Here is a 26,483-nt window from a genome sequence, read left to right as displayed (position 1 = left end):
AGTGAACCGGATTCAATTATGTCTATAAGTATAGAGAGCTTAGATTGCTGGGATTTAACTTGGTTTGCTTCTGATAAGGAAGGTAAATTAGCCACATTCTTTAGCAATGGTACGACCTCGGTTTTGGTCAATAATATTCTAAAAGAGCAAAATTATGAGAACTGTTATGACTATTTTAACCGTCTAGAAGACAATGGTAGCATTGGTAGTTTTTGTATAGAACAGCAAGATGTATTTGTTAATAATACTAATCTTGAGGAATTTATTTTTTATACAAAAAAAGGGCTATATGTATATGATACTGATGATTTAACTCAGCCATATTATAGTTTAGTAGCTAAGCCTTCTGTCCCATTGCTAGTTAGCAATATTGATAAAAAAATGGTTAAAATTATCGAAAATTATCAATATGTTTTTTTAGATGCTATTAGAATTGAGCCTGTTTAAAGATAGAATAATAAACAGTTCTATTGTCACGGCTCATAGAAGGTTACTACAGGATAAAAACTTTCCCCTACAATCTCAACTATGAAATGTCTATTAGGATATTTTTTCATCAGATGATACTCCCAATTATGCTTTATAAGCTCTGCCACATTCATTATTGTTTCATTACTAGATCTATCAGCTGTATTAAAGAAAACATCGTCTACCACTAATCTGTTCATACTTTCCTGAGCTTCAACTTTGCTAGCCATGTTTGGCAAACCTTTATCATACATCTCACTGATTTCTTTCTCGTAGATACCTTCGATATTGAGTAAAATAATTCCTTTATATTCAAAAGTAACTGGCAACAAGATTGTTGATATTATCTCTATATCTTCAGGATAAATTTCTAAATTAATATAATTCCAAATATCAGTAGGCATATCGGAAGGGGAATTTTCAATCCAATTTACCCATTTTTTAAACTTCCAATTACTTATGTTTTTCATTGTCTTTTAACCTTTATAGATCTTCTTCCTAAGCATTACTTTCCAACTTTCCTCCAAACACTCAATTGCCAGCCATGGCTCAATCACCTCAGCATCAAACTTTTCTTTTGAGTTAGACAATTGCCACAGCTTTTCTAACGTAGCAAACGGATAAGGACGTTCGACTAAGTAGACCGGCAAATCAGCGTTAATCATCCCATCACGCACCACTTGAAAATACCAGCCCGAGATACCTTGCTTGCTGACCCATGCCGCGATATTGGGCACTTTAGTAAATTGTCCGATTTGGTCGTTGATCTTGTAACACGGGCGGCGCGGCTGCACGATGCGCAGTTGCAAGCTATCTTCACCGTTTATTTTGTCGTCGCCATACTGATAAACGTCGCCAATACAGACGTTAGACTCATCCATCTCAGACAGACCATTGACGGCTTCGGTCGTGAGGTTTTCGCCGAGCGTGCCGACACGCACTTTTAAATCAAATTCTGCATTGATCTTGTCGTAAGTCGCTGGTGCCAGTTGATGCACGGCTTTTAAGGGGCCGCCATGATGCTTACGATCGGCTTGCTCATCGGTGGTCAAGCCCATAAAGTTGACGGCGACGGGTGCTTTGATTGGCGATTTATCGATGGCGCTCATTTCTTCGCGTGCAAATGGCATCGCTTTACCAGCGCGGACGCAGGTTAAGTTGGCGATATGTAGTGGCAGGTCTTGGTTAAAGTCTGGCTTGCTTTGTGCCGTTGCTGGTAGCGTAGATATCATCGGTTCTGTGCTCATAAGCCGCTCTGATGGTTGGTTGTTTTTTGAGGCAGTAAGGCTGACTGGTTGCTGATATCTTAGCCTAATCTTGAACCATTTTCAGAATATTTATCAGTGCGTGTACTGATACAGAACTGCTTATTTTTACATAAAAAATGCAGTATCTCATTTATGAATGAGCTTTCTATATCTTGCAGGGGTTATTCGTAAAATGGCATTGAACTCGTTGTTTAAATGAGATTGATCAGTAAACCCACACTCAAGAGCCAGTTGCGCCAAGCTCAACTGTGGGTCCGCTTTGATAAATTGTTTGGCTTGTCTGACTCTATAAATGCGTGCAAGATGTTTTGCAGTGATCCCACAGGTGTTTTTAACGTAACGTTCTAACTGACGTTTACCTTTAGGGCTATTGTCGTAGGCCGTATTGAGCGGGGTAAGGTTAATTATATTGTGAATTAACTGTTGTGTTTGCTCAATAGTATGGTGAGGTTTTTTTGGCGCATTGAGATACGTCGACAGCAAGTCAATAAACGAATCTAAGTTAGCGTCTTGATCAAGCCCTTGCGCAATCTTTGTAAGGGTTGCAGGGGCAACTAGGGCGTGGTTAACCTTTTGTAGATGAGCAAGTCCTGCAGGCTTAAATCTGATCCCGCAAAAAACGGTGCCACTGGTAAACGTTACTTTTTTTGATTGTGTTGATATGGTTTGCATAAAGTAGGGCAGTTGCAATCTTATTCCTGCTAATTCAAGCTGACCTGAAATCAAGAATATAACTCCTGTCGCGCCATCGCAGGGGAGCCAGCTCTCCCCTGAAAATGGAGCGTTAGCAAACCAAATTGCTTGTATATAATTAGCAATATCGCCTGTTGGGCTATAAAGCTCAAGTAATAGGTTATTGTTCATTAAACTTGACTGTAGGTTTAAACATTTTGACTATACGATTCCAACTATTTATAGCATTAATAGCTACAGTTAGAGTAACTAAGCTTTGTTGATCAAATACCTTAGTAAGAGCGAGATAAAAGTCATCATCAATATTCTGTGATAGGGTCAATTTTTCACAAAGTGCTAATGCTGTACGTTCTTTATCATTGTAAAGAGGCGCATCTTGCCATGCACTAAGGGCAATAATTCGGTTCATACTCTCACCGTATTCTAGGGCTTGCGCACTATGCATAGCCAAACAATAAGCACATTTATTTAACTGTGACGCTCTTAACTTCACCAGTTCCCAAACTGTTAACCCAAAGCTCGCCTCTACCTTTTTTTTGATCAGTGCTTCTTGATCCACCAAGTAGTTAACTAGCTCAGGCTCGATATTGTAGTAATTTGCTCTTTTCATAGTTGTTCCTAATGGATAAATAACTGCCACTAAGTATATTGTCCAATAGATAGGAATAATTGGAAAAAATCGACTTTTTGTCCTGTTATACAACTTTTATAAGCCCATTGATTTAAGCTTATATTCAAAAATTCACAGATTACAGCGCATCATAGTTTTTTATCATCACAAGTACGCCCAAATATCGGAACAAAAAAAAGACCAGAATAATCATCTGGTCTTTTTGGCGGTACGTTTTTCAATGTTGAACGAGTATCGTCACTGACAAGCTTATTTATTTTTGTTACGACGACCAGCGGTTTTCTTTTCACGCGGTACAGCGACCAGCTCAGCCAATTGCTCAGGTGATGACCATAGGCCTTCTAAGTCGTAGAACTCACGGGCTTGTGGCGTCATTACATGCACGACGACAGCACCCAGATCAATCAATGTCCAGTCAGAGTCTATACCACCTTCGCGACCAAGTGGCATAAAGCCAGCTTGCTTCGCTTCAGCGCCGACACTGTCAGCCATCGCGCGTACATGACGCTTAGAGGTACCGTCAGCGATAATGATGCGTTCGGTTACGTCAGTCAAATCTTCTACATTCATTACAGTGATGTTCTTCGCTTTCATATCGTCTAGAGCGGTCTCAACAACGGCTAAGCATTCTTTTAAGCGTTCTTCAGTCATGGTGTTGGTCATAAATTTTGATCTCTTGAATCGTCAATATTAAAAATAAAAAGGTAAAACGTCAATTTGTCTTATCCGACTCATCATATGTCGTCAGCCACGCATAGAGACAGGATAGGCAAAATGACAAAGATAAGGCGATTTTAACGGAATTGAGCAGCAGAATATAGCTGATGGGCGATAATATATTGATAAACAGCAGGATTTAGCCATTTAGCTAATGGATTGGGTGCAGTATCGCCTATGATATCATTTATTGGTGCTACAGATGTCATTTGCCTTGCAGCTGCGGGTATTATATTCGATCGATTTTCTGTTGGCTGCAACTGTTGGCGTATCTGTGTACTGGATATCGTGGCGATAGGACGCGAGTCTATATAAATGTGGCCTTGATGGGGGTTTTTCAAGAGACGGCTATCGGTCAGTGCTTGAGGCATAGGCTTTAATAAGTCAATAGGCGCATCGATGAGGAGAGGTTGCAGCTGTTTGGGTAACTGAGATTGTGAGTGAGTGTGCAAAACAGATAAATCCTGAGTCATTACCCCTTTATTAATAAAATTTGTATTCATATCAAAGATATTTTTATTAATAACAAAGTTGTTGTCACGATTAAAAATCCATAGATTGACGTAATCGGTAAGCTCTAAGCCATTTTTCCATTTGCTCAAACTCAGCGCGCTATCCATCCCGATGATGAATATTAAACTGTCATGCGGATAACGTTGGCGCAACGTGCATACACTATCGATGGTATAAACAGGCGGTGTTTGCCAGAGCTCAAGCTCACTAATTTGTAGCGGTGTATTGAGTGTCGCAAGCTTTAACATGGCCAGACGGTGTTTAGGATGGGTGCTTTTTTCTTTAAAAGGGGAGCGCGCATTGGGCAATAGTGACACGTGCAGCGCGCGCTGTTGCTGCTTGGCTATCGGTAGCAAATGCTGATAAACAGTCATCGCCATTTGTAGATGACCGTTATGTACAGGGTCAAATGAGCCGCCAAGATAAGCGCGAATGGCTGGCGCAGGTATATTTTCTTGAGGGTTTTTACTGGTATTTGGCATAAATAAGTGCGTAAAAATGGATAAGATGCACGTTATCGTTGATGCATTTCACCCTTTTGTCAGCTGACCTTTTTTAAGTTAAATGCTTCGATGATAGCGCTATTGTAGAGGGCAAGCGGGCATCTGTCATTAAAAGCACTGAAATACTAGGTGAAATGAGCACTTAATTATGCGTTATGAAAACTTTTCTAAAAAGTCATTTATAAACATAGCCAATAAAAAACCGACCATCATTTTGATAGTCGGTTACTTATAGAGCGATTACTCATAGATTTTAACGCAATTAAATCGCGTCGCTATCGGCTTGAATAGCAGTAAGGGCGATGGTGTAGATAATATCATCGACTAAGGCGCCACGAGACAAATCGTTTACTGGCTTATTCAAACCTTGTAGCATTGGGCCAACACTGACAACGTTGGCACTACGTTGTACGGCTTTATAAGTGGTGTTGCCAGTATTGAGGTCTGGGAAAATAAAGACGTTTGCTTGCCCAGCAACAGGTGAGTCAGGCGCTTTTTGCTTGCCGACGCTCATGACAGAAGCGGCGTCATACTGTAGCGGTCCATCGACTTTTAGGTGTGGCGCACGTTCGCGGACGATTTGGGTCGCACGGGTGACTTTTTCGACATCCGCGCCAGTTCCTGATGAGCCTGTAGAATAGCTAATCATCGCGACTTTTGGATCGATACCAAAGGCGGCGGCAGACTGTGCTGATTGAATGGCAATTTCTGCTAGCTCTTCGGCATTCGGATCAGGATTGATGGCGCAGTCACCGTAGACAACCACTTGCTCAGGCAGCAGCATAAAAAATACTGACGACACGAGCGAGTATTGCGGTGCAGTCTTAATCAACTGAAACGCTGGACGGACGGTGTTGGCGGTGGTATGAATCGCCCCAGAAACGAGGCCGTCGACTTCGTCCATCTGTAGCATGGTTGTGCCTAGATATACGGTATCTTTTAAATATTCAGCAGCGACATCTGCACCAGTTTTGCCTTTGCGGCGTTCGACCACTGCGGCGATATATTTGCTCATATCAAGCGTGTCAGGGTCGATGATTTCTAGACCTTCTGGCAACACTAAGTCGCGGTTCTTGGCGACTTGCTCGACATCAGAACGCTTAGCGAGCAGTACACAATTGGCAATACCACGGCTTTGACAGATACAAGCTGCTTCAACCGTACGAGGCTCAGAGCCCTCTGGTAGTACGATGCGTTTTTTGGCGTTTTGCGCTTTTTTAACCACTTGATGACGGAATGCAGACGGTGAGAGGCGCGGCTCATGATTTTGACTAAAATAGTCTTTGATCCAGCTAAGGTCTAAATGGGCGGCGACATAACGAGCCACTTCTTCCGCACGCTCGGTATCATCACTTGGAATCTCTGAGCTCATGTGCATGAGGCTTTGTACGGTCTCATAGCTGTCGCTTTCGACACTCATGACAGGGATGCCTGTTTTGAGGGCAGATTGCCATAGCTCAGCGACTGTCGCACTCGGCTCGACGCCACCGGTTAATACCAATCCTGCCAGCGGGATACCATTGATACAAGCCAGTCCAGCTGCCAATAATAAATCATCACGGTCACCTGGTACGACGATAAGAGTGCCACGTTTAAACACCTCATCGACGCGTGCAACCGAGCGTGCGGTTAGGCTAATGCGGTTAATACGGCGTGACTTAGCTTCACCGACATTGAGCCATTTGGCATCAAGCTCAGTGGCGATATCCCACGTACGAGGCACCGACAGTGAATCACTGAATGGCACCACTCCGATTAAGCGGAACTGTTCGGTATTAAAATGTGGTGATAGACGCTGGACTTCTTGCATAAAGCCTTCATCCAAACTCACAACCGCTTCACCAGGGGCAACGATTTGATTTTCTAAGGTGCTTTGCGTATTTGGCAAGTCATGTATACGCATCAAGATGCAGCCAAGCGTACGATCACTTACCATGCCGCCAAACTCGCGGGCATGGACGTCAAGCTTGTCGGCCAGATAGGCAGGTTTACTGGTATCAGCAGTGCTGACAAAAACGATTTTGGCATCTAGCGCATGGGCAATTGCACGGTTGATTTGTGAAGCATAAGAAGTCTCAGTCGTTGGTACCAAGCCTTCGCAAATGACCACATCATAGTCATCGCCAAGGGTGTGATAATTGACGACCACTTCTTCCATTAAGTCATCAAGGTTGCCATCACCCAGCATGCGCTCAACGCGCTGGCGACTGATAGATTTAGGTGGGTTTAAGCCAAAAGCATGCATGGTTAAAGCGCTTGAGCTGTCTAAGCTGCGCTGCTTATCCAATGTATCGTCTTGCAAAAACGGCTTCATAAAGCCCGCTTTGATACCGTTGTAATCAAAAGCACGGATCAATCCCAGTGCTGCTGATGTCACGCCGATACCACGGCTAATGGGAACAAGTAAAATGGTTTGCATAAAGTATCCTACGGTTTATTATATTTTTAAAGCTCACTTCATCCTTGCTAGAATGAGTAAAACGTCACGCTTCTCACCATATGCTTTTTATAAGAAGCGCTGTGCAGAAAAAACAACTCAAGACATATAATGAATAAAAGCTCATAAAACGACTAGAAGCTGATAAGCAACTTATAAAAAGTGTTGAGCTTAGAGTAAGCCCAATGCTTCACGTGTTTCTTGGGCAATGCGGCACTCTTCATCGGTTGGCACAACCCACAGCTCGATGCTGCTATCGTCTGCGTGGAAGCTGCCTTCGCTACCACCAAACAAGCTCGCATTTTTGTCAGCGTCTACTTTGATGCCAAAATGACGCATCACTTCTAAGATACTGGTACGGGTGGTGACTGAGTTTTCGCCGATACCACCCGTAAAGACAATGCCTGTGAATTCTGGCAGCGCGCAGCTTAAGCTGGCAAGATATTTACCGACGCGGTAACAGAACATCTCGATAGCGAGTTTGGCATCTGCATGACCTTCGTTCGCCGCTTGTTCGACCGTACGTAAATCATTAGACAATCCTGAGACACCCAATAGACCACTTTCATTATTGAGCATGGCATCAATTTCTTCCAAGCTCATACCGAGCTGGCGCTTTAGGTGTATGTGTAGACTTGGGTCAACATCACCACTACGCGTACCCATCATGAGTCCCTCAAGCGGGGTTAGACCCATACTGGTATCGAAACTTTTGCCGTCATAAACGGCAGTTGCCGAGCAGCCATTACCCAGATGCGCTGTAAGCCAGCCATGTGGGCCTTTAGACTCAGTAATTTCACTGGCACGCTCTGAGACATAGGCATGAGACGTACCATGAAAGCCATAGCGGCGGATTTTGTGTTCTTCGTACAGGGCTTTTGGTAGTGGGTAGCGAAAAGCAACGGGTGGCATGGTTTGGTGAAAGGCTGTATCAAAGACGACTACTTGAGGAATATCAGGATAAATCGCCTGTACCGCTTCGATACCTAAAGCATGAGCAGGGTTATGTAGGGGCGCGAGTATTTTTAAGCGTTTTACTTCGTCCAGTACATGCTCGTCGACACGAACCGCTTCAGAGTACTCGCGGCCACCATGAACCACGCGATGACCAACGGCGATGAAATGATACTGTTCTAATAGCTCAAGAATTTTTTGTAGGGCTAACTGATGACGACCACCTGAGATAGAGATTTCCAGCTTATCACCATTTAATGTCGTGTGTTTGATACGAGCAGTATCGAGTCCTAAGTTTTCGGCCAAACCAGTGATACGAATAGAATTGTCTTCGCTAATCAGCGCGTATTTGATAGAAGAGGAACCGCAGTTGAGGACTAAAGTGGGATTGATTAGGTTTGATGTTTCGGTATTTTTGTCATCAAAAGTGGTGGTTAGGCTGGCGCTCATACTCTGTCCTTAGATTGTATTTTGTAAATGGTGACTCATCACAGACGAGTACCGGTTGAATAAACAAAAACCAGCCGCATCCATGCCGACATAGGTCAAGCAAGTATATTGCTGATTCTGGTCACTCTTGGGCTGGCACTATTGATAAGTGCTTGTTGAGTCGCATACTAGCGCCTCAACACAGTCGCAAGGTCTGAACATAATGTACCATAGTTTTATGGCTATACCACGATAACTATAAGGGTTAAATAGACAAAATGTCGTATATACAATACAAATGTACACTGAGTGTGGCTAGTGTTTGTCGGCTACTACAGCGAAATGTAATAGGTAATAATAAATTGTAAGGAAATTTTTCCAAGTAAATATAAGAGGCTATTTAACTATGATAGCGATACATTAAGACCATTAGTATCAACGCACGCTCAGTAAATGGCAGTCGCACAGCCTAGTAAAGCTTAGCAAAACCAAACCCGATCAAATTTATTGGTTAGGGATATTCAGTATGCACACAGCATTATGTAATAATGCTATTATTCAAAGCAGTCATATTTTCATTTTTTAGCGATGGTGGTAGCTTTTATTTAGCTTTCTATAGGATTTGACCTATCGCTTTTATGACTCGTTCTTTTTTATCATCCTCATGCCATTGCAAAGTTACAGGTCCTCTATTCTATGTTTACTATCAACCGCTTTTCAAAAACTGAGCACGCTAATGTCGCTGGTCTTGGCCACCGTGTTATCTCCACTTTTATCATCAGTGGGGTGGTTATGATGGGTTTGACGGGTTGCGGACAAAAAGGCAATCTGTACCTCACCGACGCTAGCAGCCAGACGGTTCAAGGAGCTACGGATACGGATAGCGCTGGCATACTGAGTAGTAGCCGCTCTATACAAGATGATAGTCATCAAGGAATGGATGAATTTAAGCTACCAGAACCCAGTGAAGACCCTAATGATTATTGATTTTGATTAAAAACTTAATGCCGTCAACGAGATTTCGGTGTGCACCCTAAGATTTTTTTAACTTTGTAACCTGATGAAATTAGAGATGTTTATATGAGTCATTCTGAGCAACAAACTGGCAAATCCGTCACGACCCAAACTGATCAAGGCTTGTATGTTAATCCTCAAGCTTTAACTGCCCATTTACCCGCGCTGCATTACCGCGATGGTGCATTATATATGGAGCAGGTGAGTATTGATGACGTGGTTAAACACTACGATACGCCGTGCTATGTCTACTCAAAACAAGCCATTTTGGATGTCTATCAAGCTTATACTGATAGCTTTGACAGTCTAACGCACCAGATTTGTTATGCCGTAAAAGCCAACTCTAATCTTGCGGTACTTGGTGTATTGGCGCAAGCAGGGGCAGGTTTTGACATCGTCTCTCGTGGCGAGTTAATGCGCGTATTGGCGGCAGGCGGCGAGGCGTCGCGCGTTGTATTCTCAGGAGTGGGCAAGACTCATAGCGATATCGAGTATGCCCTGACCCAAGGCATTGGCTGCTTTAACGTCGAGTCAATCAGCGAGCTGACTTTAATTAATGATGTGGCACAGAAATTGGATAAACCTGCGCCAATTTCACTACGGGTCAATCCCGATGTCGACGCCAAGACTCACCCCTATATTTCAACAGGCTTAAAAGACAATAAATTTGGTATCACTCACGAAGATGCGGTGGCCGTCTATGAGCAAGCGGCGCAATTATCCCATATCGATATCGTCGGTATTGACTGTCATATTGGCTCGCAGTTGACGGAAGTTGCGCCATTTGTCGCGGCATTGGATAAAGTGATTGAGCTGATACACAACTTACGTGATAAAGGTATCGAGCTGCGTCATATCGATTTAGGCGGTGGTTTGGGTGTGCGTTATATTGATGAGACACCAGTATCTATCGATGAGTTTGCCCAAGCTTTATTACCGAAACTTAGCGAGCTTGGCTTAACGGTATTCTTTGAGCCGGGTCGCAGTATCGTGGCAAATGCTGGGGTGCTCTTAACCCAAGTCGATGTACTCAAACCAACTGAGCATAAGAATTTTGCCATTGTAGACGCGGCAATGAATGACTTGATTCGTCCGGCATTATATCAAGCTGAAATGGCCGTGATTCCTAGTATCTTACCGGAGAATGGCATCGATACTGAAGGCACGCAGCCATGGGATATTGTTGGCGCTATTTGCGAAACTGGTGATTTTTTAGCGAAAGACCGTTTATTATCGCTCGCAGCAGGCGATGTTTTAGCAATCACAGGCGCTGGTGCGTATGGCTTTACCATGAGTAGCAATTATAATTCACGCCCGCGTGCTAGTGAGGTAATGGTAGCCGATGATAGCCATCAACTGATTCGCAAACGTGAAACCATTGAAGCACTATATGCAGACGAATTATTGTGGCAAGGTAAATAAATCGGTGACCAACAGATTTAGACATTTTCAGCCCATTTAGACGCTTCTGTTCAGATTGAGGACATGCGCTAGATAAAAAGCCCATTGTCTTTATGACGATGGGCTTTTTTATGGCATGCTTTAATACAAGATATCAGTTTGGTTGTACAAGATGGATTTAGCATCGTGTTAACTTAATATTTGATAGCGGTGATAGTTATGATTGTATCTGACAGCGTGCTAATATAAGGCATACATAAAAATAGGATAGGATAACAAGGATATGCTAATAGAATTTACGAAGATGCATGGTCTGGGCAATGATTTTATGGTCATCGATTTGGTGACCCAGCGCTTAGAGTTAACCAAGGATTTGGTACAACTATTGGGTGACCGTCATTTGGGTATTGGCTTCGATCAACTGCTCGTCGTTGAGCCACCGATGCGTCCTGACGTTGATTTTAGTTATCGCATTTTTAATGCTGATGGGTCAGAGGTTGAGCAGTGTGGTAATGGCGCGCGCTGTTTTGCCCGTTTTGTGCAAGCACGTAAACTGTCATTTAAACAGCGCCTGCGCGTTGAGACGGCGAGCGGCATCATTTCATTGACTACTGATCGTTATGGCTGGGTCGAAGTCGATATGGGTAAGCCTAAGTTTGAACCAAGCGAGATTCCTTTTACCCCTAAAGCCACGACCAAAATCCAAAACGCCTATCATCTCGATGTAAATGGCACTCCTGTACAGCTTTATGTTGCCAATATGGGTAACCCGCATGCGGTTATCAAAGTTGATGACGTGCTCGATGCCGACGTTGAAACTTTAGGCAAAGCCATCGAATCGCATCCTGCCTTTCCCGACCGCGTCAATGTCGGCTTTATGCAAGTGATGAACCAGCGTCATATTCGTCTGCGTGTCTACGAGCGCGGTGTCGGTGAGACTCAAGCTTGTGGTACAGGTGCTTGTGCGGCAGTGGCCATCGGTATCCGTGAAGGCTGGCTCGATGAAGGCGAAGACGTGCGCGCGCAGCTTTATGGTGGCAGTATGATCATCAAATGGCAGCCGGGTTATTCAGTGATGATGACCGGTCCGACCGCCTTTGTTTACGAAGGCGTATTTAGCCCAGATGGTCTGATGGCGCAAGCGGGCATCAAGCCCAATCCAGAAGGATAATGGATAATAGGGCTATGTCCAATAAAAACAATCAGACGATAGAGCCTACGTCAAATTCTGAGTCAAAAGCATGGCTATCAGTCGAGCACGCCGCCGCCATAGAGTCGGATGCCGCGTTACGTGATTTGTTGGCGCCAGTGCATCGTTGGTTAAACACTTTGTCAGTGCGCAATCACTCACCGCATACGTTGACCGCTTATTTTGCAGGACTGAACCAATTGGCGCTGTTTTTACGTGGGAAACGCCTGACGTGGACGCGCTGCGATAAACGCCAATTAGCCCAGCATATTAGTCAACGCTTGGATGAAGATAAACTGGCACTTGCCAGCGTCCAGCAAGAGCTGTCAGCCATTCGTCATTTTTATGGTTGGCTGATAGAAGAGGATTTGGCACGTATTAACCCAACGACCGGCTATCAGCTCAAACGTAGTCCTCGACCGCTGCCGTCTATCGCTGACGTTGATTTGCTCACTCAGCTGCTTGACCAAGAGATGCCTGATACACCCGAACAAGCGCGCCTATGGCTACGTGATAAAGCGATGTTTGAATTGCTTTATAGCAGCGGTCTGCGCGTAGGTGAGTTGGTCGCGTTGGATATGGTCGATGTGGATTTGTCAGACCTGCGCGTGCGCGTGACAGGTAAAGGCAATAAAACGCGTTTGGTACCAGTAGGTATAAAGGCAGCAGAAGCGATTAGCCGTTATCTACCGCATCGTAATCTGTGGGTGGAGCAAATGGATAGCGCACTATTTATTAGTGAAAAACTAGGTACACGTTTATCAACACGGGCAGTGCAGCAGCGTCTCAAAGTTGCGGCTACGCGTGCTGGCATCGCACAAAATATGTATCCGCATCTATTGCGTCATTGTTTTGCCTCGCACATGCTATCGGGCAGTGGTGATTTGCGCGCGGTGCAAGAAATGCTAGGGCATAGTGATATCAGTACCACGCAAATTTATACCCATGTCGATTTTGCTAAACTCACGCAAGTTTATGATCGCGCCCATCCGCGCGCGACTCATACACGGACTGAAAAAAATACCACCTAACACTCGATATTCAATACTTAATATTCAGTATTGAAACTGACTTACGCCAAACGATGACAGTCAAAAATGGGCATTTTTTGGCGGCCTTGCTGTTGAGTCTGTTTGTCTAATGATGCCAATACCATGGCATAATCTTGGTTTTTTTCGTTACCCGTGGTTTTATCTAGTGCACTTGCATCATAGCTGTTAATAATCGTGCCATCAAAAGCCGTGATGGTGGTATGCCCCCACGTTTGACGGATATCACCGTTTTTATAAACATGGTCGCCGCCTTGTGCGGCGCCAATGACCATGCACTGACTGTCTAACGCCCGTGCGCGAAGTAACAGCGACCAGTGTGCTTGACCCGTTAAATAAGTGAATGCCGATGGTGCACTCAATAGATCAGCGCCTGCTTGACGTAAGCGCTGTGCCAATGCGGGAAAACGCAAATCAAAACACACCATCATGCCCAATTGATAGGCAGCATTATCACTCTCTAACGCTGCAATGACTGTTTGTGTACCTGGCTCAAAAGTGGCTGCTTCATTATAGCTGCCTTGTTTATCTGCTACCGTCGCGGTAAACAAATGAATTTTGTCATAGCGTGCCACTTGTGTGCCATCAGGGGCAAATAGCTGACTGACTTGACGCAGTCTGCCATCAGGCACGATAACGCCATCAGGGCGATAAAAGCAGGGCAGTGAGCCTGCCAGCACATAGACACCGTAAGTACTGGCATAGTTTGCTATCGTCGCTGATAGCGCATCAAAACGCTCTGCGGTGGCAAATTGCTCGCCCATGCTACAGCAATTTTCTGGTAAGACAACAAGATGGGCACCTTGATGACTGGCATCGCTGATGGCAGCTTTTATAGCCGCTAGGTTTTTTTCGATGTCTTGCTGGCTATTCATTTGAATCGCAGCAGTGATAAGGTGCGGTTTATTTACTTGGTCATTCATCGTATTATTCTCGGTTAATGTTAAGAGTGGTTCAATTGGCTCGAAGGTTTAGTGTCATTTACCTTGTATTTTTTATATAGCCTTATTATTATCAACAAGATTTGGTTATTTATTTTTTAGTGGTTCATGCTAAAACAGTCAAATTTATAGGGTTTTATAAGTAGAGAGCAATAAGCGTATCGGGCCGTCTATAAATTATCATAGCAAAATTGCCACGAAAAATGCTATCGTCATGTCCTGATAACGTTAAATCGCTACTTTAAGTGGCAACATATATAGACTATCACCAGTATCGGAGTGTAATAAGCCACCCATGAGTATGTCTTTCGGATTGGCGACCACGCTGAGCACCTCACAAAAACTGACCCCGCAAATGCAGCAAGCCATTAAATTGCTGCAACTCTCTAGTCTTGAGCTTGCGCAAGAAGTTCAGGCCAAGCTGGATAGTAATCCATTGCTTGAACGTATTGAGGATGATGAAGATGAATACGAGTATGGCAGCGGCGATAGAGTAGATGAGTCATTGACACTTGATAGCTGGAATCAGAGTACTGGTACTGATTCATTTAGTGCAACCTCTGAGAGTAATAGCCACAACTCTGAAAGTGATGAGGATTTTAGTGATAGCTTAGATAAATTACAGCAAGCCAGTATAGATGGTGACGCGGTAGACCACTATTCGATGGACAGCGATGATGATAGTCGTTTTGAAACCAGTAGTTATGCGTCTGCTGCGACAAGCCTAGGTAGTCGTTCAAATCAGGGAGATGACGATGATTTTGATAGTTATCAAGGCGGCACTTCCGCCACTATACAAGATCACGTACGCTGGCAGCTGAACTTTAAGCATCTTTCAGAAGCGGACATGTTGATCGCAACTTATCTGATGGATTCTATGGATGACATGGGTTTTGTGCGGCTTGATATTGATGAGCTGTTGCAAAGCTTCGATACCATGGCAAGTTTTTATCAATGGGACGAATCTGTTGAGCACGATGAAGTCATGGCCGTCCTACGTATTATTCAATCTTGCGATCCGCTGGGTGTGGGTGCGCGAAATCTCAGTGAATGCCTAGCGATTCAGTTGTCCAAGCTCGATGCGAATACTGACTATCTAAAAGAAGCGCAAGCATTATTGTCAGCTAGCGAGCATTTGGTGAGCAATAACATCAAAGCGCTGACTGAGCGGACTGGACTCGCGCCTGAACAGATTACCCCCGCACTTAACTTGCTACGCACCTTGAATCCGTCACCTGGTTTGTTATTCCAAAGTAGCCAGCCTGATTATATGCAATCTTCAGAAAGCTATGATATTCCAGATGTGTTGGTTACGCCTATACGTCGTCATCATAGTCGTACGAGTTCAGAAACATCGGCGCAAGAGGACGGCTGGTATGTGCGCCTCAATCCTGACACCATGCCAAAGCTAAGAGTCAATCAAGAATATGCCAACTTGGTGAAGCGCGGTGATGACAGTCCCGACAATCAATATCTGCGTGAGAACCTCACCGATGCGAGATTGTTTATTCGTAGTATTGAAGAGCGCAATCAAAACCTATTAAAAGTAGCGACCAGTATTGTGCGTTATCAGCAAGAGTTTTTGCAGCATGGCGCGACTGCCATGCAACCGCTCATCTTAAAAGCCATTGCTGAAGAAGTTGATTTGCATGAATCTACCGTCTCGCGTCTAACCACCAGTAAAACAATTTTGACACCGCAGGGATTGTTTTCACTCAAGCATTTCTTTTCATCTCACGTCAGTAGTACCGACGGCGATATTTCATCAACGGCCATTAGCGCCATGATTAAGCAACTAGTAGCCAATGAAGATGCCAAAAAGCCATTATCTGACAGTCGCATAAAAGATTGTTTATTCTCCGAAGGTATCGATATCGCCAGAAGAACCGTGGCCAAATATCGTGAAGCAATGAATATTGGTTCGTCTACTCAGCGTAAACAGAAGTATTAAATGTCACAATTCAATGAGTTAGCAGAAGGGTAATGCTGTTGTTAGTATGTTTTTTAGAAGATATAAAAAATAAAATTTTTTGATTATATAGAAACATTGAGGAAACAACTGTTTTTATTACATTTAATTACAATTTACTGTCTTGCTACTATTCGATATTCATGACAAATTAGAGTCATACCAACAACGAAATCCAAGTGTCGATCTAGCGTATTTACTTATATCATTAGTCAAAATGACGACAAAAGGACACGTTCAATTTTTGCTAACAGTATAGATTATTAAAGGCGCTGATTAATAAAGACACACCATTCATTGTTGGTAAGGCAGGGTGAAAAAGCAGGAATGCTGGCTCATCTGTTGATCGTAAGCAACAATGTAAGTCATAATAAAAGGACAATAATATGAATGTTTCTATCAGTGGTCACCATATCAGTGTTACCGACGCTATGAACACAGCTGTACAAGAAAAACTTGAGAAAGTTGGTCGTCATTTTGATCAGATTCAAAGTATTCAAGTTATTTTATCTTTGGATAACAGCGGTGCTAAAAAGAGCCATAAGGCTGAAGCAATTATGCGAGTCTCAGGTAAAGAGATGTTTGTCCAAGCTCTTGACGATGATATGTATAAAGCCATTAATGAGATGGCAGACAAACTTGATAGACAAGTACGTAAGTATAAAACCCGTTTAGAAAGCAAAAAGACGCAGGGTGCTGGACGTGACGGACGTTACGAAGATCTGATAGCAGAGGACGCAGCTCCGGCAGTTTGAGTTTATGGTGTTTAAGATATCTAAGGTTTGATGATTATCGGCTGACACAATAATAATTAGTATAAATAGCCGCAATTTTAGATATCTCTAAACGACACTGCCTAAAAAGGAAAAAGACCTCAAACGCTTGCTACGTTGAGGTCTTTTTTATGAGCAGTTATTTCTTTTAAACTTATTTTTAAACACATTTATTTTCAAATCAACAGATCATCATGTTGTCTAATTAGCCACCACCGACCGCTTGTACCACTTCGATATTCATACCTTCAGCGATACTTAATTGGGCAAGCTCACTCTTTGGAATCAGCTCGCCATCGACTTCTACTGCATAACGACCTTGGCTAAGGCCAAGCTCATTGATGACCAATTGCACAGTCTGATGGGTAGTCTGTAATTTCTTACCATTTACGATAATGGTACTCATAAAGTATACTCCCTAATGATTTTAGATCCTTCTATGCGTACTAGAGTGTAGCTTACTTGTGGTCTGTTCGACTGACTATTTTGCGACCAAATTGTTCATCTTGAATGCTGAAAACGCTAACCATAGCCAACCTACAATCATTAGCACACCGCCGATAGGGGTAATCGCGCCAAACCAAAGTGGTGCACCAAGTGTCATTGCATATAAGCTACCAGCAAATATTATAACGCCAATTTGTAATAGCCATGCGGTGGTTTGCGTGAGATATTTTAGGCGAATTAATAAACCTACTAACAGCAAGCCGAGCGCATGTACAAACAAATAGAGTGTCGCTGTATGCCACCATTCAAGTTGCTGACCACTGACTAAATTTTTTAAACCATGGGCACCAAATGCTCCTAAAGCGACAGCAATGGCCATATTGATCGCCGCAATACCTATCCAATTTAACATGACAAACTCGTATTATTTAAAAACTACCGCTGTTGAAAGACAAGTACTATTGAGAGGTGATCGCTACTGAATATCATCTGGCAAAATAACGCTATCAATGGTCATTGCCTCACGGATTTTGTCCATGGCATTTTTTTCGATTTGGCGTACGCGTTCTGCTGAGATAGAGTAGACGGCTGCCAATTCGTGTAAGGTTGATTTCTGCTCAGAAAGCCAGCGCTGCTCCACGATATCGCGTGAGCGCTCATCAAGGGTATCCATTGCCGCGATCAATGCAGATGAGTTGTTTTCTTCCCAATCTTCTTCTTCTAACTGCTCGGCAGGATCGATACCATCTTCTAAAAATAGCTGCGGTGCATAACGTCCATCGTCATCATCGCTAGATTGCGCTTCAAACGAGGCGTCATAAGAGGTAAGCCGCGACTCCATTTCTAACACTTGCTTGCGTGTGACATTTAAGTCCTTAGCAATGGCATCAGCCTCTTCTAGTGTTAGCTGATTGTTGGTTTTTTTGAGACTACGCAAGTTAAAGAACAGCTTGCGGTGTGCTTTAGTGGTCGCAACTTTGACAATGCGCCAGTTACGAATCACAAATTCATGGATTTCTGCTTTAATCCAATGCACGGCAAAAGAAACCAAGCGCACACCTTTGTTGGGGTCGAAGCGTTTTACCGCCTTCATCAGCCCCAGATTGCCTTCTTGAATTAAATCTGCTTGCGGTAGGCCATAGCCTGAGTAGCTGCGGGCAATATGAATCACAAAACGCAGGTGCGACATCACGAGCAGACGCGCCGCTTCCACATCACCTTCATCATAATAGCGATGTGCCAGCTCTTGTTCTTGGATCGGTGTCAAAATTGGGATTTGGTGCACAGTATTGATATAGGCACCCAAATTGACCCCAGGCGCTGACAAATGAGTCGGCATCGCTGGCACTAAGTCACGGGTGCTAGTATTGCCTAAAGCACTGGCATCATAAGGTGGACGTTGTGCGGCAGCTTTTAATGCGGCATCACGTGCTTCGTTTTTTATAGGAGCTGCCTCATCTTTTTTATTCGTTTTTGCAGTATCAGTAGAATTATTAGCCATATTCTTGACCTTGATTAAATAGTGACGCAAAGAGTCAGATAAAAATCTTTATAGTTGTAATTGTAAAGTATAGCGACGCTTAGTTGCTATCAGTTTTGGTAATGATGAAGTGATATATTGTATCGAAACACTGTGCTGATAAGCTATCCTCTGATGGCTGGTCAGTAATGCTACTAACGATTAATCGCAATTGATTTGCAGCATCTGCTTGCTGGCTTTGTCGACAAAAAGCGGTGATATCCGCTTGTGAGTTGGCATCAGTTGCGACCACGTATAACGACTCGCCAGCTGCGACGTCACGTAGTGCCACTTTGGTTTTTAACAGTGGCATTGGACAAGAAAGTCCGCGGCCATCGACGAAACGCTTGATATGAACGATAGGCTGCGTTTCATTCGCTTTATCATCTGTATTAACAGTATGTGCTGGTAACAAGTCTAACAGGTTGTTGATGTCTTGCTGTTCAGTATCAGGAAAATTTGCTGATAAGCTTATAGAGTAAGGTGCATATACGGTGGTTGACTGACTATCAGCAGACATAAAATAAACCTTATAAATATTTGGGTTCGTACTAGGGCGTGTTAAACATTCGCAAATTCGCACTGACAGTGACTGTTATTCATAAACGACACTCGGCAGTGATCAGACCCTATAGTCATGAAATGCCATTATACCAAATAGCCCGTGTGCAATTGCAGTTGAATATAGTCAACGCCACATTCGGTTCATTAGAATCACATGTAGTCTGTGCAAGATAATTTGGATACAAGGAAGGCGAGCAAAAGGACTATAAATAGTAGACTGAGCGCGCCTGAGACCATATCTATTTTATATGGGATTGGCTGAAGCCATGTTGCACAATAGTGACGGACAGCTGAGTTATTGGTAGTCGAATACAGACTAGAATTGACCTTATATCAGCAAGCTCGTATAGTCGAGAAGACGTTGTCATTACTCACTTGAGGATACGCCCTTGCCCCAGTTTAATAGGTCCCACTCTAATAGACAGTTGATGCTTGATAGAGCACTTATGAATCAGTTGAATACCTATGTGATCGCCCATTATTCGCAAGGGATCAAGTCGCCCGTCTGCCCGCGAAAACAGAGTGGTTTATCTATCGCAGTGTCGAGCACGCTTAGAGTGGGAATGTCAGCTGTCTTATTGGCACTGACGACAGCGGCCAATAGCAGTTATGGCAATAGTAGCAATAGCCAAGCGATGGCATCCAATTATAACTCATGGCAAGCCACCGGCTCAGAAGAGCTAGATTTGCCCAACTTGCGCGGACAAGGCTTGAGCTTCGCTGAGCAATATCAAAACAAACTGCTCGGCGAATGGTCGTTACGGAACGTCAATGGTCGCATCAAAATGGAGCATGATCCTTGGATTCAAGAAACGGTCAAAGACATGACTTGGCGTCTCAATGCGCAAGCAAGGCAACAAGCGCCCATGGGTTTGGTTATCATTGATAATCCAAGTATCAATGCCTTTGCAGCACCAGGCGGTGTTATTGGTCTCAATACAGGGACGATATTGGCCGCTAGTAGTATGGATGAGCTTGCCAGTGTAGTGGCTCATGAAGTTGCTCACATCAGTCAGCGCCATTACGAGAGTGGTGCTGATGAGCGCAAAAAAGCCTTGCTGATGCAGATAGGCGGTATGCTGGCGGCGATTGCAGCCTCAGCAGTCGATGGTGATGCCGCGGCGGCAGTCATGATGGGCAGCCAAACTGCAACGATGAATAGCAGCATGGCGTTTAGTCGAAATAATGAGCGCGAGGCCGATCGGGTGGGCATGCAAATCATGACCCAAGCGGGCTATGACCCAAGGGCGATGCCGCGATTTTTTGCCACGATGAATCAACGCAGCCAGCTCAATCAAATTGAAAATCGGTTTTTACCAAGCTTTGTACGCTCGCATCCATTGAGTAATGAGCGCTTAAGTGAAGCACAAAGTCGAGCCCAGCATTATCCTGCATTGTCACTAAACCAGCAGCAGCGACATCAGGCTTTATTTGATTTGCTCTACTGGCGTGTTCAGAGTACAGGTAAACATGCCTCAGAGACAGTGCTAATGACGGCTGCTAAAAATAGCGTAGGAGCCAAATTAGCTCTGATGAATTGGTATGGCGAACAGCAACGCTTTACAGAGGCAAGCGAGGTACTGGCTGAGATTAATCGATTACCGCCTACGCAGCGTCAAAATTTAGAGCCTTTGCTGTCGATTACTCATAGCCAAATTCTAACGGAACAGAATAAATGGTCACAAGCGGCAGACGTATTAGCCAGCCAGCAGCGTCTGTATCCTGAGCGTCGTGACCTGCGTCTTTATTTAGCAGAAGCGCTCACCAATAGCAATCAGCCAATTAAAGCCCAAGCCTTGCTTAAACCCCTGACCGAGCAGCAGCCAAGCGATCGTTATGCGTGGCAAAGCTTGCAATTGGCCAATGAAAAACTGGCAAAAACGACCGATTCTGCGTCCCTGAAAAATATTGCCACCATTAACGCGCTACGCTATCGCAGTCATGACCAGCTGTGGAGTAGTCGTTACGAAAGTGCATTGACGTCGCTCACGCAAGCCAAACAATTGACGGAAAAACTACAAACCACGGCTCAAGCCAGTAGCGCCCGTCCATTACTTGCCAATATTAATGCAGAAATTAAAGCAGTAAAAACCGCCAAAGACTTTGAGCCTTAGGCGGTTATTGTTACGATGTTGTCATTAGCTTTCGATGACACTATGTACTAGCCTTGCAGCGCATCTTTTACTAGCTTAGAGATAAGAGCGGGGTCTGCGCGTCCTGCGGTTTTGTTCTTTAATACACCCATCACACTGCCCATATCACGCATAGACGTTGCGCCTTGTGCAGCGACTTCTGCATTGACCAAGGCCGCAAGTTCAGCATCATCCATTTGTTTTGGCATAAACTCATTGATGATATCAATTTCAAACTGCTCTTTCGTTGCCAGATCATCGCGTCCGTTTTCGGTAAAAATAGTCAATGACTCATGGCGTTGTTTGAGCTGTTTTTGCAATATCTCTAATACTTGCGCATCATCCAGCTCTATTTGACGGTCAATCTCAATTTGCTTGATAACTGCTTGTACGTTGCGTAAGACTTTAACGCGTTCAAGCTCACGTGCTTTCATAGAAACTTTGACATTGTCTGATAAAGTTTGTTTAAGTTGGCTCATTGTTATTATCCTTATTTGTTAAGAGGTATTTATTCAAATTTTTAAGCAATAATAATAAAAATTGTAGCATAAAAAACGCCACTGATATCAATGGATAACAGTGGCGTTAATGTAGCACTTGTACTTAGCTAATCGACTTATCGATTAGTACATACGAGTAGTACGAATAGTTTCGCGTTGTAATTTTTTCTTATAACGCTTTACGGCAGCAGCTTTTTTACGCTTACGTACTTGCGTTGGTTTTTCATAAAACTCACGCTTACGTACGTCTGATAATACGCCAGCTTTTTCACAAGCACGCTTGAAACGACGGATAGCGATGTCGACTGGTTCGTTTTCTTTAACCTTAACTGCAGGCATGAAGACTCCTCGATTAGGATGAGATATAAGGGCATTAGTTTGGCTGTGTATTAGTATTTAGCCGTAATATCTCAAGATTACAGGCATCAGCTCAAACTAGGATAATCTTGCGCACGAGCACAAGGGCAGGTATTTTAATAAAAAATAGCAATAAAGTCAATTATTTTAGCACATTAATCCATATTTATCATTAAGTTGCAAGGCGAAAAGCGGAGAGATAGTTAGAAAAGTGGTTAGGATTCATGTTTTTGCTCCAGCTTCAATGAACCTATAAATACAAAGTATAAAATCACTGTAAATAAAAAACCCTACTGTCTATAACGGTTTGGCTGGAGTTTATGCTATGATAATTTGCATATAATAGTCAGCATATTAACCATTTTATGTGCATTTTATTGAGGATGTTGGAATGAAAAAAACAGTATTGAACACGGTTTTGAGCACGGCACTTATCATGGCTTTGGGTGTTAGCGTGAGCGCTTGTGGTGGCGGGGAAGAGCATGAAGTATTGGCAAAAGATCGCGTTGATGAAGCCGCTGAACTTGCGCTTAAAAACGGACCGCCAGCCGAAGAGATGGAGTTCCCAGAAACGGCTCCAGCCCCAGTAACTGAAGCTGCTGGCAGCGTAGATGGCGCTGCAGCTGCTGAAGCAGGTACGACTGCTACGGATATGCCAGATGCAACGGCCAATGCGGATACTGATGTGGCTGTCGCTGATAGTGCAGATATGCCTACTGCTGATGCGGCGGCAACGCCTACTGCTGACGCTGAACCAGCTACGAACTAATAACGGTTTGTGTTTTGATACGTTTTAAATTTATGCGCTGTCATAATATGTGCTGTCATAATATGCGCTGTCATAAACAGTCATCAACATGAAATATCGAATAGAGGTGTGACCATGATGAATAAACGGCAGCGTATGAATAAACTGGCCTTATCTACCATCAGTTTGAGTGTCCTATTATCAATAACTGCTTGTAGTGGTGACAATGCAGCGGTTGAAGAGCCTGCAACTGTCAATAAACCTGCCGATACAACTGTAGTGGTAGAAGACACACCTATAGTCAAACCTGTGGCAGATGCCGAAACGACGGTCATTGAAGACGAGCCAGTGCAGGAACTCTCTGCTGAGCCAGAAGTGTTGGCTGCGGATGCAGGAGCCAAGCTCTATGAGACCAACTGTAAGGTTTGTCATGAAGGAGGGCTGCTGAACGCGCCGAAATATGGTGATAAAGCAGCGTGGGAGCCGCGTCTAGCTAAAGGCACAGAGACGCTGCACATGCATTCGGCAAAAGGCTTTAATAAGATGCCAGCCCAAGCCACTGATAAGGTCAGTGAAGCCCAAGTTTACGCGGCTGTAGATTACATGATTGAAGCAGTTAGCTGATACGGTATATTAAGATATATTGACCATTGAAATTTGTTAAACTGACCGTCATTGTGACTGACAATGGCGGTTTTTTTATGCACGTTTTTTGGCACGCCCTAAAAGATGGCAACGTTGTAAAAAATAATACGCAGACCAAAGTATGATAAAGGCAAAAATATGAAAGTATTGGGTTTAGAGACTTCTTGTGATGAGACAGGTCTGGCGATTTTTGACAGTGAGCAGATGAATAGTGACAATCAAGGGCTGGTTGGACAAGTCCTGTATTCACAAATAGAGCTGCACGCACTGTATGGCGGCGTTGTGCCTGAGCTTGCCAGCCGCGATCATATTCGTAAGTTGGTGCCTTTGCTTAATGAGTTGTTAGAGCAGTGTAATGTAAAGAAAAGCGAGATTGATGCCATTGCTTATACCAAGGGACCCGGACTCATTGGCGCTTTGATGACGGGCGCATTATTTGGGCGCAGTTTGGCGTATGGTTTGGATATTCCTGCCATTGGTATCCATCATATGGAAGGACATCTGCTAGCACCGCTGATGGGTGCCAACCCACCAGCCTTTCCTTTTGTCTCGTTATTGGTATCTGGTGGTCATACATTACTCATCGCCGCACGTGGTGTCGGGCAATATGAAATATTGGGTGAGTCGATTGATGATGCAGCAGGTGAATGCTTTGATAAAGCCGCCAAAATGCTAGGTTTGCCTTATCCTGGTGGTCCCAATATTGCCAAATTGGCTGAAACAGGCAATCCTAATGCTTACAATTTGCCAAGACCCATGCTACATCGCGGATTAGATTTTTCTTTTAGCGGGATGAAAACGGCCGTGCATAACCTTATTAAAGATACAGATGGTTCAGGAGGCTCAGGGAATAGCTCTGATAGCGATCCACAAGTTCGCGCTGATATCGCCGCCAGCTTTCAGCATGCAGTCGTTGATACGCTGGTGAAAAAATGCGTCAAAGCACTTAAGCAAGTAGAAATGAGCCGATTGGTAATTGCGGGCGGTGTTAGTGCCAACACTCATTTACGTGAAACTTTGGAGAGTGAGCTTGCTAAAATAAATGCCACTGTGCATTATGCGCCGCCTGCGTTATGTACTGATAATGGGGCGATGATTGCTTATGCCGGTTATGAGCGCCTGCAAGCAGGACAGTCTGATGATTTGGCGGTGAGCTGTGTGCCGCGTTGGCCGATGACTGAGCTACCAGCAGTGTAAAGATGGCTTTGCTCAATACTATATCTGTTAACCTTCATTAAACCTAAGGATGAGCTATGCAGTGGCTTGCTATTGGACTAGGGGCTGCAATAGGTGCTTGCCTGCGGGCATGGTTGGCTCGCTTTAATCCACTACACAGTTGGATACCACTGGGCACGCTCAGTGCCAATCTCTTAGGCGGTTTTTTGATAGGACTGGCATTGGTATGGTTTGAGCGCGTGGGCAGCGGTCTATCGCCCAATGTCCGACTATTTGTGATTACCGGTTTTTTGGGCGGATTGACCACTTTTAGTACTTTTAGTGCAGAAGTTTTTACCTTTATCAACGCTGGTAAGTTACTAGCAGGTTTGGGATTGGTCGGGCTACATGTGGGATTGACGTTACTAGCAACCGCTATCGGATTTTACTTTTTTAAGCTGGTTTTATGAAAATGTAGATTATGAAAGTATAGATAAAGACATAAGACTCAGGCACGCTGACTATCTACCACGCCTCACTGTTAAACAAACCACTACAACGGTTTGACTATCCCTTCTAATAAACTCGCAAATCCTTGCATATAAGCGGTATCTTGGCTCGATGTGCGCGTCGCAGCATAGAGCTGACAATACACGCCTGTACCCAATGGACGCGAGACGACCCAGCCTTTTTTCTCATATTCAGCGACTACCCAATCAGGTAATGCCGCGACACCGCGCTCGCTCGCGACCAACTGAATCAGCATCGCCGTCAACTCTGTGGTACGAATGCTATCAAAGCTCACCTGTGCTGGCGTCATAAAGTTGGCAATAATATCGAGGCGCTTGGCTTCCACTGGATACGCAATCAGAGTTTCATTTATTAAATCATCTGGCTCAATAAATTTCTGCGCCGCCAAATCATGCGTTGGTGATAGCACCAAGCGACTTTCATACTCGAATAACGGCTGATAGCTGATACCGTCTATCGGTAAATCGCTGGTGGTAATGAGTAAATCAATATCATCTTCCATCAATAAGTGGTGCGGTTCTGGCTCAAAGCCTGTCGCAAAGTCCAGCTCCACATCAGACCACTCACGGCGGTAATGATTGAGTATCGGCATGAGCCAATCAAAGCAGCTGTGACATTCAGAAGCTAGGCGTAATCTACCCGCTTGACCATGGGCCAAGCGCTTAAGGTTGGATTTGGTGCGAGTCACTTGTGGCATGATGCTATCTGCCAATGCCAGTACGGTTTTACCTGCTGGCGTAAAAGTGAGCGGGCGTGTTCGGCGATTGACCAAGCTGATATCGTAATAATTTTCCAGCTCTTTTAGCTGGTGTGAGACGGCAGACGCCGTGACGTGCAATTCATCGGCAGCCGCTGCCAGTGAACCATGTGCTCGCAGCGCGGTTAAGGTATTGAGATGACGAAGTTCTAGCATAAGACGACCTAACCGCTAAGGTG

General features: G+C 44.1%; 28 protein-coding genes. 12 read left to right on the top strand and 16 right to left on the bottom strand.

Features of this window, described 5'->3' with window-relative positions; genetic code table 11:
* Positions 1-18: 18 nt before the first annotated feature.
* Positions 19-447, top strand: a complete 429-nt coding sequence (locus JFC10_RS06850) for a hypothetical protein (protein ID WP_198332230.1) — start codon at positions 19-21, stop codon at positions 445-447.
* A gap of 26 nt (positions 448-473) precedes the next feature.
* On the opposite strand, the gene JFC10_RS06845 is transcribed toward JFC10_RS06850, so the two are convergent.
* The 8 genes from JFC10_RS06845 to JFC10_RS06810 form a co-directional block, all read right to left on the bottom strand.
* Entirely contained in the window at positions 474-938 is a 465-nt protein-coding gene (locus JFC10_RS06845) for a hypothetical protein (RefSeq protein WP_198332229.1), read from the bottom strand.
* Positions 939-944: 6 nt separating this feature from the next.
* A complete protein-coding gene (locus JFC10_RS06840; RefSeq protein ID WP_198332297.1) occupies positions 945-1,700 on the bottom strand; it encodes an MOSC domain-containing protein in 756 nt (251 codons plus the stop codon).
* A gap of 162 nt (positions 1,701-1,862) precedes the next feature.
* Complete coding sequence (locus JFC10_RS06835; RefSeq protein ID WP_198332228.1) at positions 1,863-2,600, bottom strand: helix-turn-helix domain-containing protein; 738 nt, start codon at positions 2,598-2,600, stop codon at positions 1,863-1,865.
* Positions 2,590-3,039: a carboxymuconolactone decarboxylase family protein gene (locus tag JFC10_RS06830; RefSeq protein WP_198332227.1), complete on the bottom strand. Its 450-nt coding sequence runs from the start codon at positions 3,037-3,039 to the stop codon at positions 2,590-2,592. The genes JFC10_RS06835 and JFC10_RS06830 overlap by 11 nt, the downstream gene beginning before the upstream one ends.
* A gap of 270 nt (positions 3,040-3,309) precedes the next feature.
* Positions 3,310-3,723 (bottom strand): ribosome silencing factor, encoded by a 414-nt coding sequence (rsfS, locus tag JFC10_RS06825; RefSeq protein WP_198332226.1) that lies wholly within the window; start codon positions 3,721-3,723, stop codon positions 3,310-3,312.
* A 131-nt stretch (positions 3,724-3,854) separates the two neighbouring features.
* Entirely contained in the window at positions 3,855-4,772 is a 918-nt protein-coding gene (locus JFC10_RS06820; RefSeq protein ID WP_198332225.1) for a nicotinate-nicotinamide nucleotide adenylyltransferase, read from the bottom strand.
* Positions 4,773-5,055: 283 nt separating this feature from the next.
* On the bottom strand, positions 5,056-7,212 hold the full coding sequence (gene pta / locus JFC10_RS06815; RefSeq protein WP_198332224.1) for a phosphate acetyltransferase: 2,157 nt from the start codon (positions 7,210-7,212) through the stop codon (positions 5,056-5,058).
* A 189-nt stretch (positions 7,213-7,401) separates the two neighbouring features.
* Positions 7,402-8,634 (bottom strand): acetate/propionate family kinase, encoded by a 1,233-nt coding sequence (locus JFC10_RS06810; protein ID WP_193012059.1) that lies wholly within the window; start codon positions 8,632-8,634, stop codon positions 7,402-7,404.
* 675 nt (positions 8,635-9,309) lie between these two features.
* Between JFC10_RS06810 and lptM the strand changes: the two genes are divergently transcribed.
* The 4 genes from lptM to JFC10_RS06790 all read left to right on the top strand — a co-directional run bounded on the left by lptM (position 9,310) and on the right by JFC10_RS06790 (position 13,248).
* Complete coding sequence (lptM, locus tag JFC10_RS06805; protein ID WP_198332223.1) at positions 9,310-9,600, top strand: LPS translocon maturation chaperone LptM; 291 nt, start codon at positions 9,310-9,312, stop codon at positions 9,598-9,600.
* A gap of 93 nt (positions 9,601-9,693) precedes the next feature.
* Entirely contained in the window at positions 9,694-11,049 is a 1,356-nt protein-coding gene (gene lysA / locus JFC10_RS06800) for a diaminopimelate decarboxylase (protein ID WP_198332222.1), read from the top strand.
* A gap of 262 nt (positions 11,050-11,311) precedes the next feature.
* On the top strand, positions 11,312-12,199 hold the full coding sequence (gene dapF / locus JFC10_RS06795) for a diaminopimelate epimerase (protein ID WP_198332221.1): 888 nt from the start codon (positions 11,312-11,314) through the stop codon (positions 12,197-12,199).
* Positions 12,200-12,213: 14 nt separating this feature from the next.
* On the top strand, positions 12,214-13,248 hold the full coding sequence (locus JFC10_RS06790) for a tyrosine recombinase XerC (protein ID WP_198332220.1): 1,035 nt from the start codon (positions 12,214-12,216) through the stop codon (positions 13,246-13,248).
* Between the two features lie 41 nt (positions 13,249-13,289).
* Here JFC10_RS06790 and JFC10_RS06785 read toward each other — a convergent pair whose 3' ends face one another.
* The gene (locus JFC10_RS06785) at positions 13,290-14,189 is read right to left on the bottom strand and encodes a nitrilase-related carbon-nitrogen hydrolase (RefSeq protein WP_198332219.1); all 900 of its coding nucleotides are present in this window, start codon (positions 14,187-14,189) and stop codon (positions 13,290-13,292) included.
* A gap of 313 nt (positions 14,190-14,502) precedes the next feature.
* Here JFC10_RS06785 and JFC10_RS06780 point away from each other — a divergent pair, with 313 nt between their 5' ends.
* Together JFC10_RS06780 and hpf are read left to right on the top strand one after the other, a co-directional pair.
* Complete coding sequence (locus tag JFC10_RS06780) at positions 14,503-16,158, top strand: RNA polymerase factor sigma-54 (protein ID WP_198332218.1); 1,656 nt, start codon at positions 14,503-14,505, stop codon at positions 16,156-16,158.
* 404 nt (positions 16,159-16,562) lie between these two features.
* Positions 16,563-16,931, top strand: coding sequence for a ribosome hibernation-promoting factor, HPF/YfiA family (gene hpf, locus JFC10_RS06775; protein ID WP_193011309.1), 369 nt, complete (start codon positions 16,563-16,565; stop codon positions 16,929-16,931).
* Positions 16,932-17,154: 223 nt separating this feature from the next.
* Here the strand turns inward: hpf and thiS are convergent, their stop codons facing one another.
* From thiS to JFC10_RS06755, 4 genes are all read right to left on the bottom strand, one after another.
* Positions 17,155-17,355 (bottom strand): sulfur carrier protein ThiS, encoded by a 201-nt coding sequence (gene thiS, locus JFC10_RS06770; protein ID WP_045443372.1) that lies wholly within the window; start codon positions 17,353-17,355, stop codon positions 17,155-17,157.
* Between the two features lie 75 nt (positions 17,356-17,430).
* Positions 17,431-17,808, bottom strand: coding sequence for a DUF423 domain-containing protein (locus JFC10_RS06765; protein ID WP_198332217.1), 378 nt, complete (start codon positions 17,806-17,808; stop codon positions 17,431-17,433).
* Positions 17,809-17,871: 63 nt separating this feature from the next.
* Complete coding sequence (gene rpoH, locus JFC10_RS06760) at positions 17,872-18,735, bottom strand: RNA polymerase sigma factor RpoH (RefSeq protein WP_198332296.1); 864 nt, start codon at positions 18,733-18,735, stop codon at positions 17,872-17,874.
* Positions 18,736-18,976: 241 nt separating this feature from the next.
* The gene (locus JFC10_RS06755; protein ID WP_198332216.1) at positions 18,977-19,435 is read right to left on the bottom strand and encodes a sulfurtransferase TusA family protein; all 459 of its coding nucleotides are present in this window, start codon (positions 19,433-19,435) and stop codon (positions 18,977-18,979) included.
* Between the two features lie 490 nt (positions 19,436-19,925).
* Between JFC10_RS06755 and JFC10_RS06750 the strand changes: the two genes are divergently transcribed.
* Complete coding sequence (locus JFC10_RS06750; protein WP_198332215.1) at positions 19,926-21,593, top strand: M48 family metalloprotease; 1,668 nt, start codon at positions 19,926-19,928, stop codon at positions 21,591-21,593.
* A gap of 47 nt (positions 21,594-21,640) precedes the next feature.
* Here the strand turns inward: JFC10_RS06750 and JFC10_RS06745 are convergent, their stop codons facing one another.
* Both JFC10_RS06745 and rpsU read right to left on the bottom strand, forming a co-directional pair.
* Complete coding sequence (locus tag JFC10_RS06745; RefSeq protein ID WP_193011303.1) at positions 21,641-22,090, bottom strand: GatB/YqeY domain-containing protein; 450 nt, start codon at positions 22,088-22,090, stop codon at positions 21,641-21,643.
* A gap of 144 nt (positions 22,091-22,234) precedes the next feature.
* A complete protein-coding gene (gene rpsU, locus JFC10_RS06740; RefSeq protein ID WP_010195908.1) occupies positions 22,235-22,450 on the bottom strand; it encodes a 30S ribosomal protein S21 in 216 nt (71 codons plus the stop codon).
* Positions 22,451-22,859: 409 nt separating this feature from the next.
* On the opposite strand from rpsU, the gene JFC10_RS06735 reads away from it, so the two are divergent.
* The 4 genes from JFC10_RS06735 (at position 22,860) to crcB (ending at position 25,486) form a co-directional block, all read left to right on the top strand.
* Positions 22,860-23,237 (top strand): hypothetical protein, encoded by a 378-nt coding sequence (locus JFC10_RS06735; RefSeq protein ID WP_198332214.1) that lies wholly within the window; start codon positions 22,860-22,862, stop codon positions 23,235-23,237.
* A 114-nt stretch (positions 23,238-23,351) separates the two neighbouring features.
* Entirely contained in the window at positions 23,352-23,840 is a 489-nt protein-coding gene (locus JFC10_RS06730) for a c-type cytochrome (RefSeq protein WP_198332213.1), read from the top strand.
* A gap of 159 nt (positions 23,841-23,999) precedes the next feature.
* Entirely contained in the window at positions 24,000-25,058 is a 1,059-nt protein-coding gene (tsaD, locus tag JFC10_RS06725; RefSeq protein WP_198332212.1) for a tRNA (adenosine(37)-N6)-threonylcarbamoyltransferase complex transferase subunit TsaD, read from the top strand.
* A 56-nt stretch (positions 25,059-25,114) separates the two neighbouring features.
* Positions 25,115-25,486: a fluoride efflux transporter CrcB gene (gene crcB, locus JFC10_RS06720; RefSeq protein ID WP_198332211.1), complete on the top strand. Its 372-nt coding sequence runs from the start codon at positions 25,115-25,117 to the stop codon at positions 25,484-25,486.
* An 83-nt stretch (positions 25,487-25,569) separates the two neighbouring features.
* Here crcB and JFC10_RS06715 read toward each other — a convergent pair whose 3' ends face one another.
* Positions 25,570-26,460 (bottom strand): LysR family transcriptional regulator, encoded by an 891-nt coding sequence (locus JFC10_RS06715; protein ID WP_198332210.1) that lies wholly within the window; start codon positions 26,458-26,460, stop codon positions 25,570-25,572.
* Between the last annotated feature and the right edge of the window lie 23 nt (positions 26,461-26,483).

This window comes from Psychrobacter aquimaris, assembly GCF_016107525.1.
GTDB lineage: Bacteria > Pseudomonadota > Gammaproteobacteria > Pseudomonadales > Moraxellaceae > Psychrobacter > Psychrobacter aquimaris.
This window is presented reverse-complemented; position numbering and strand designations above follow the sequence as displayed.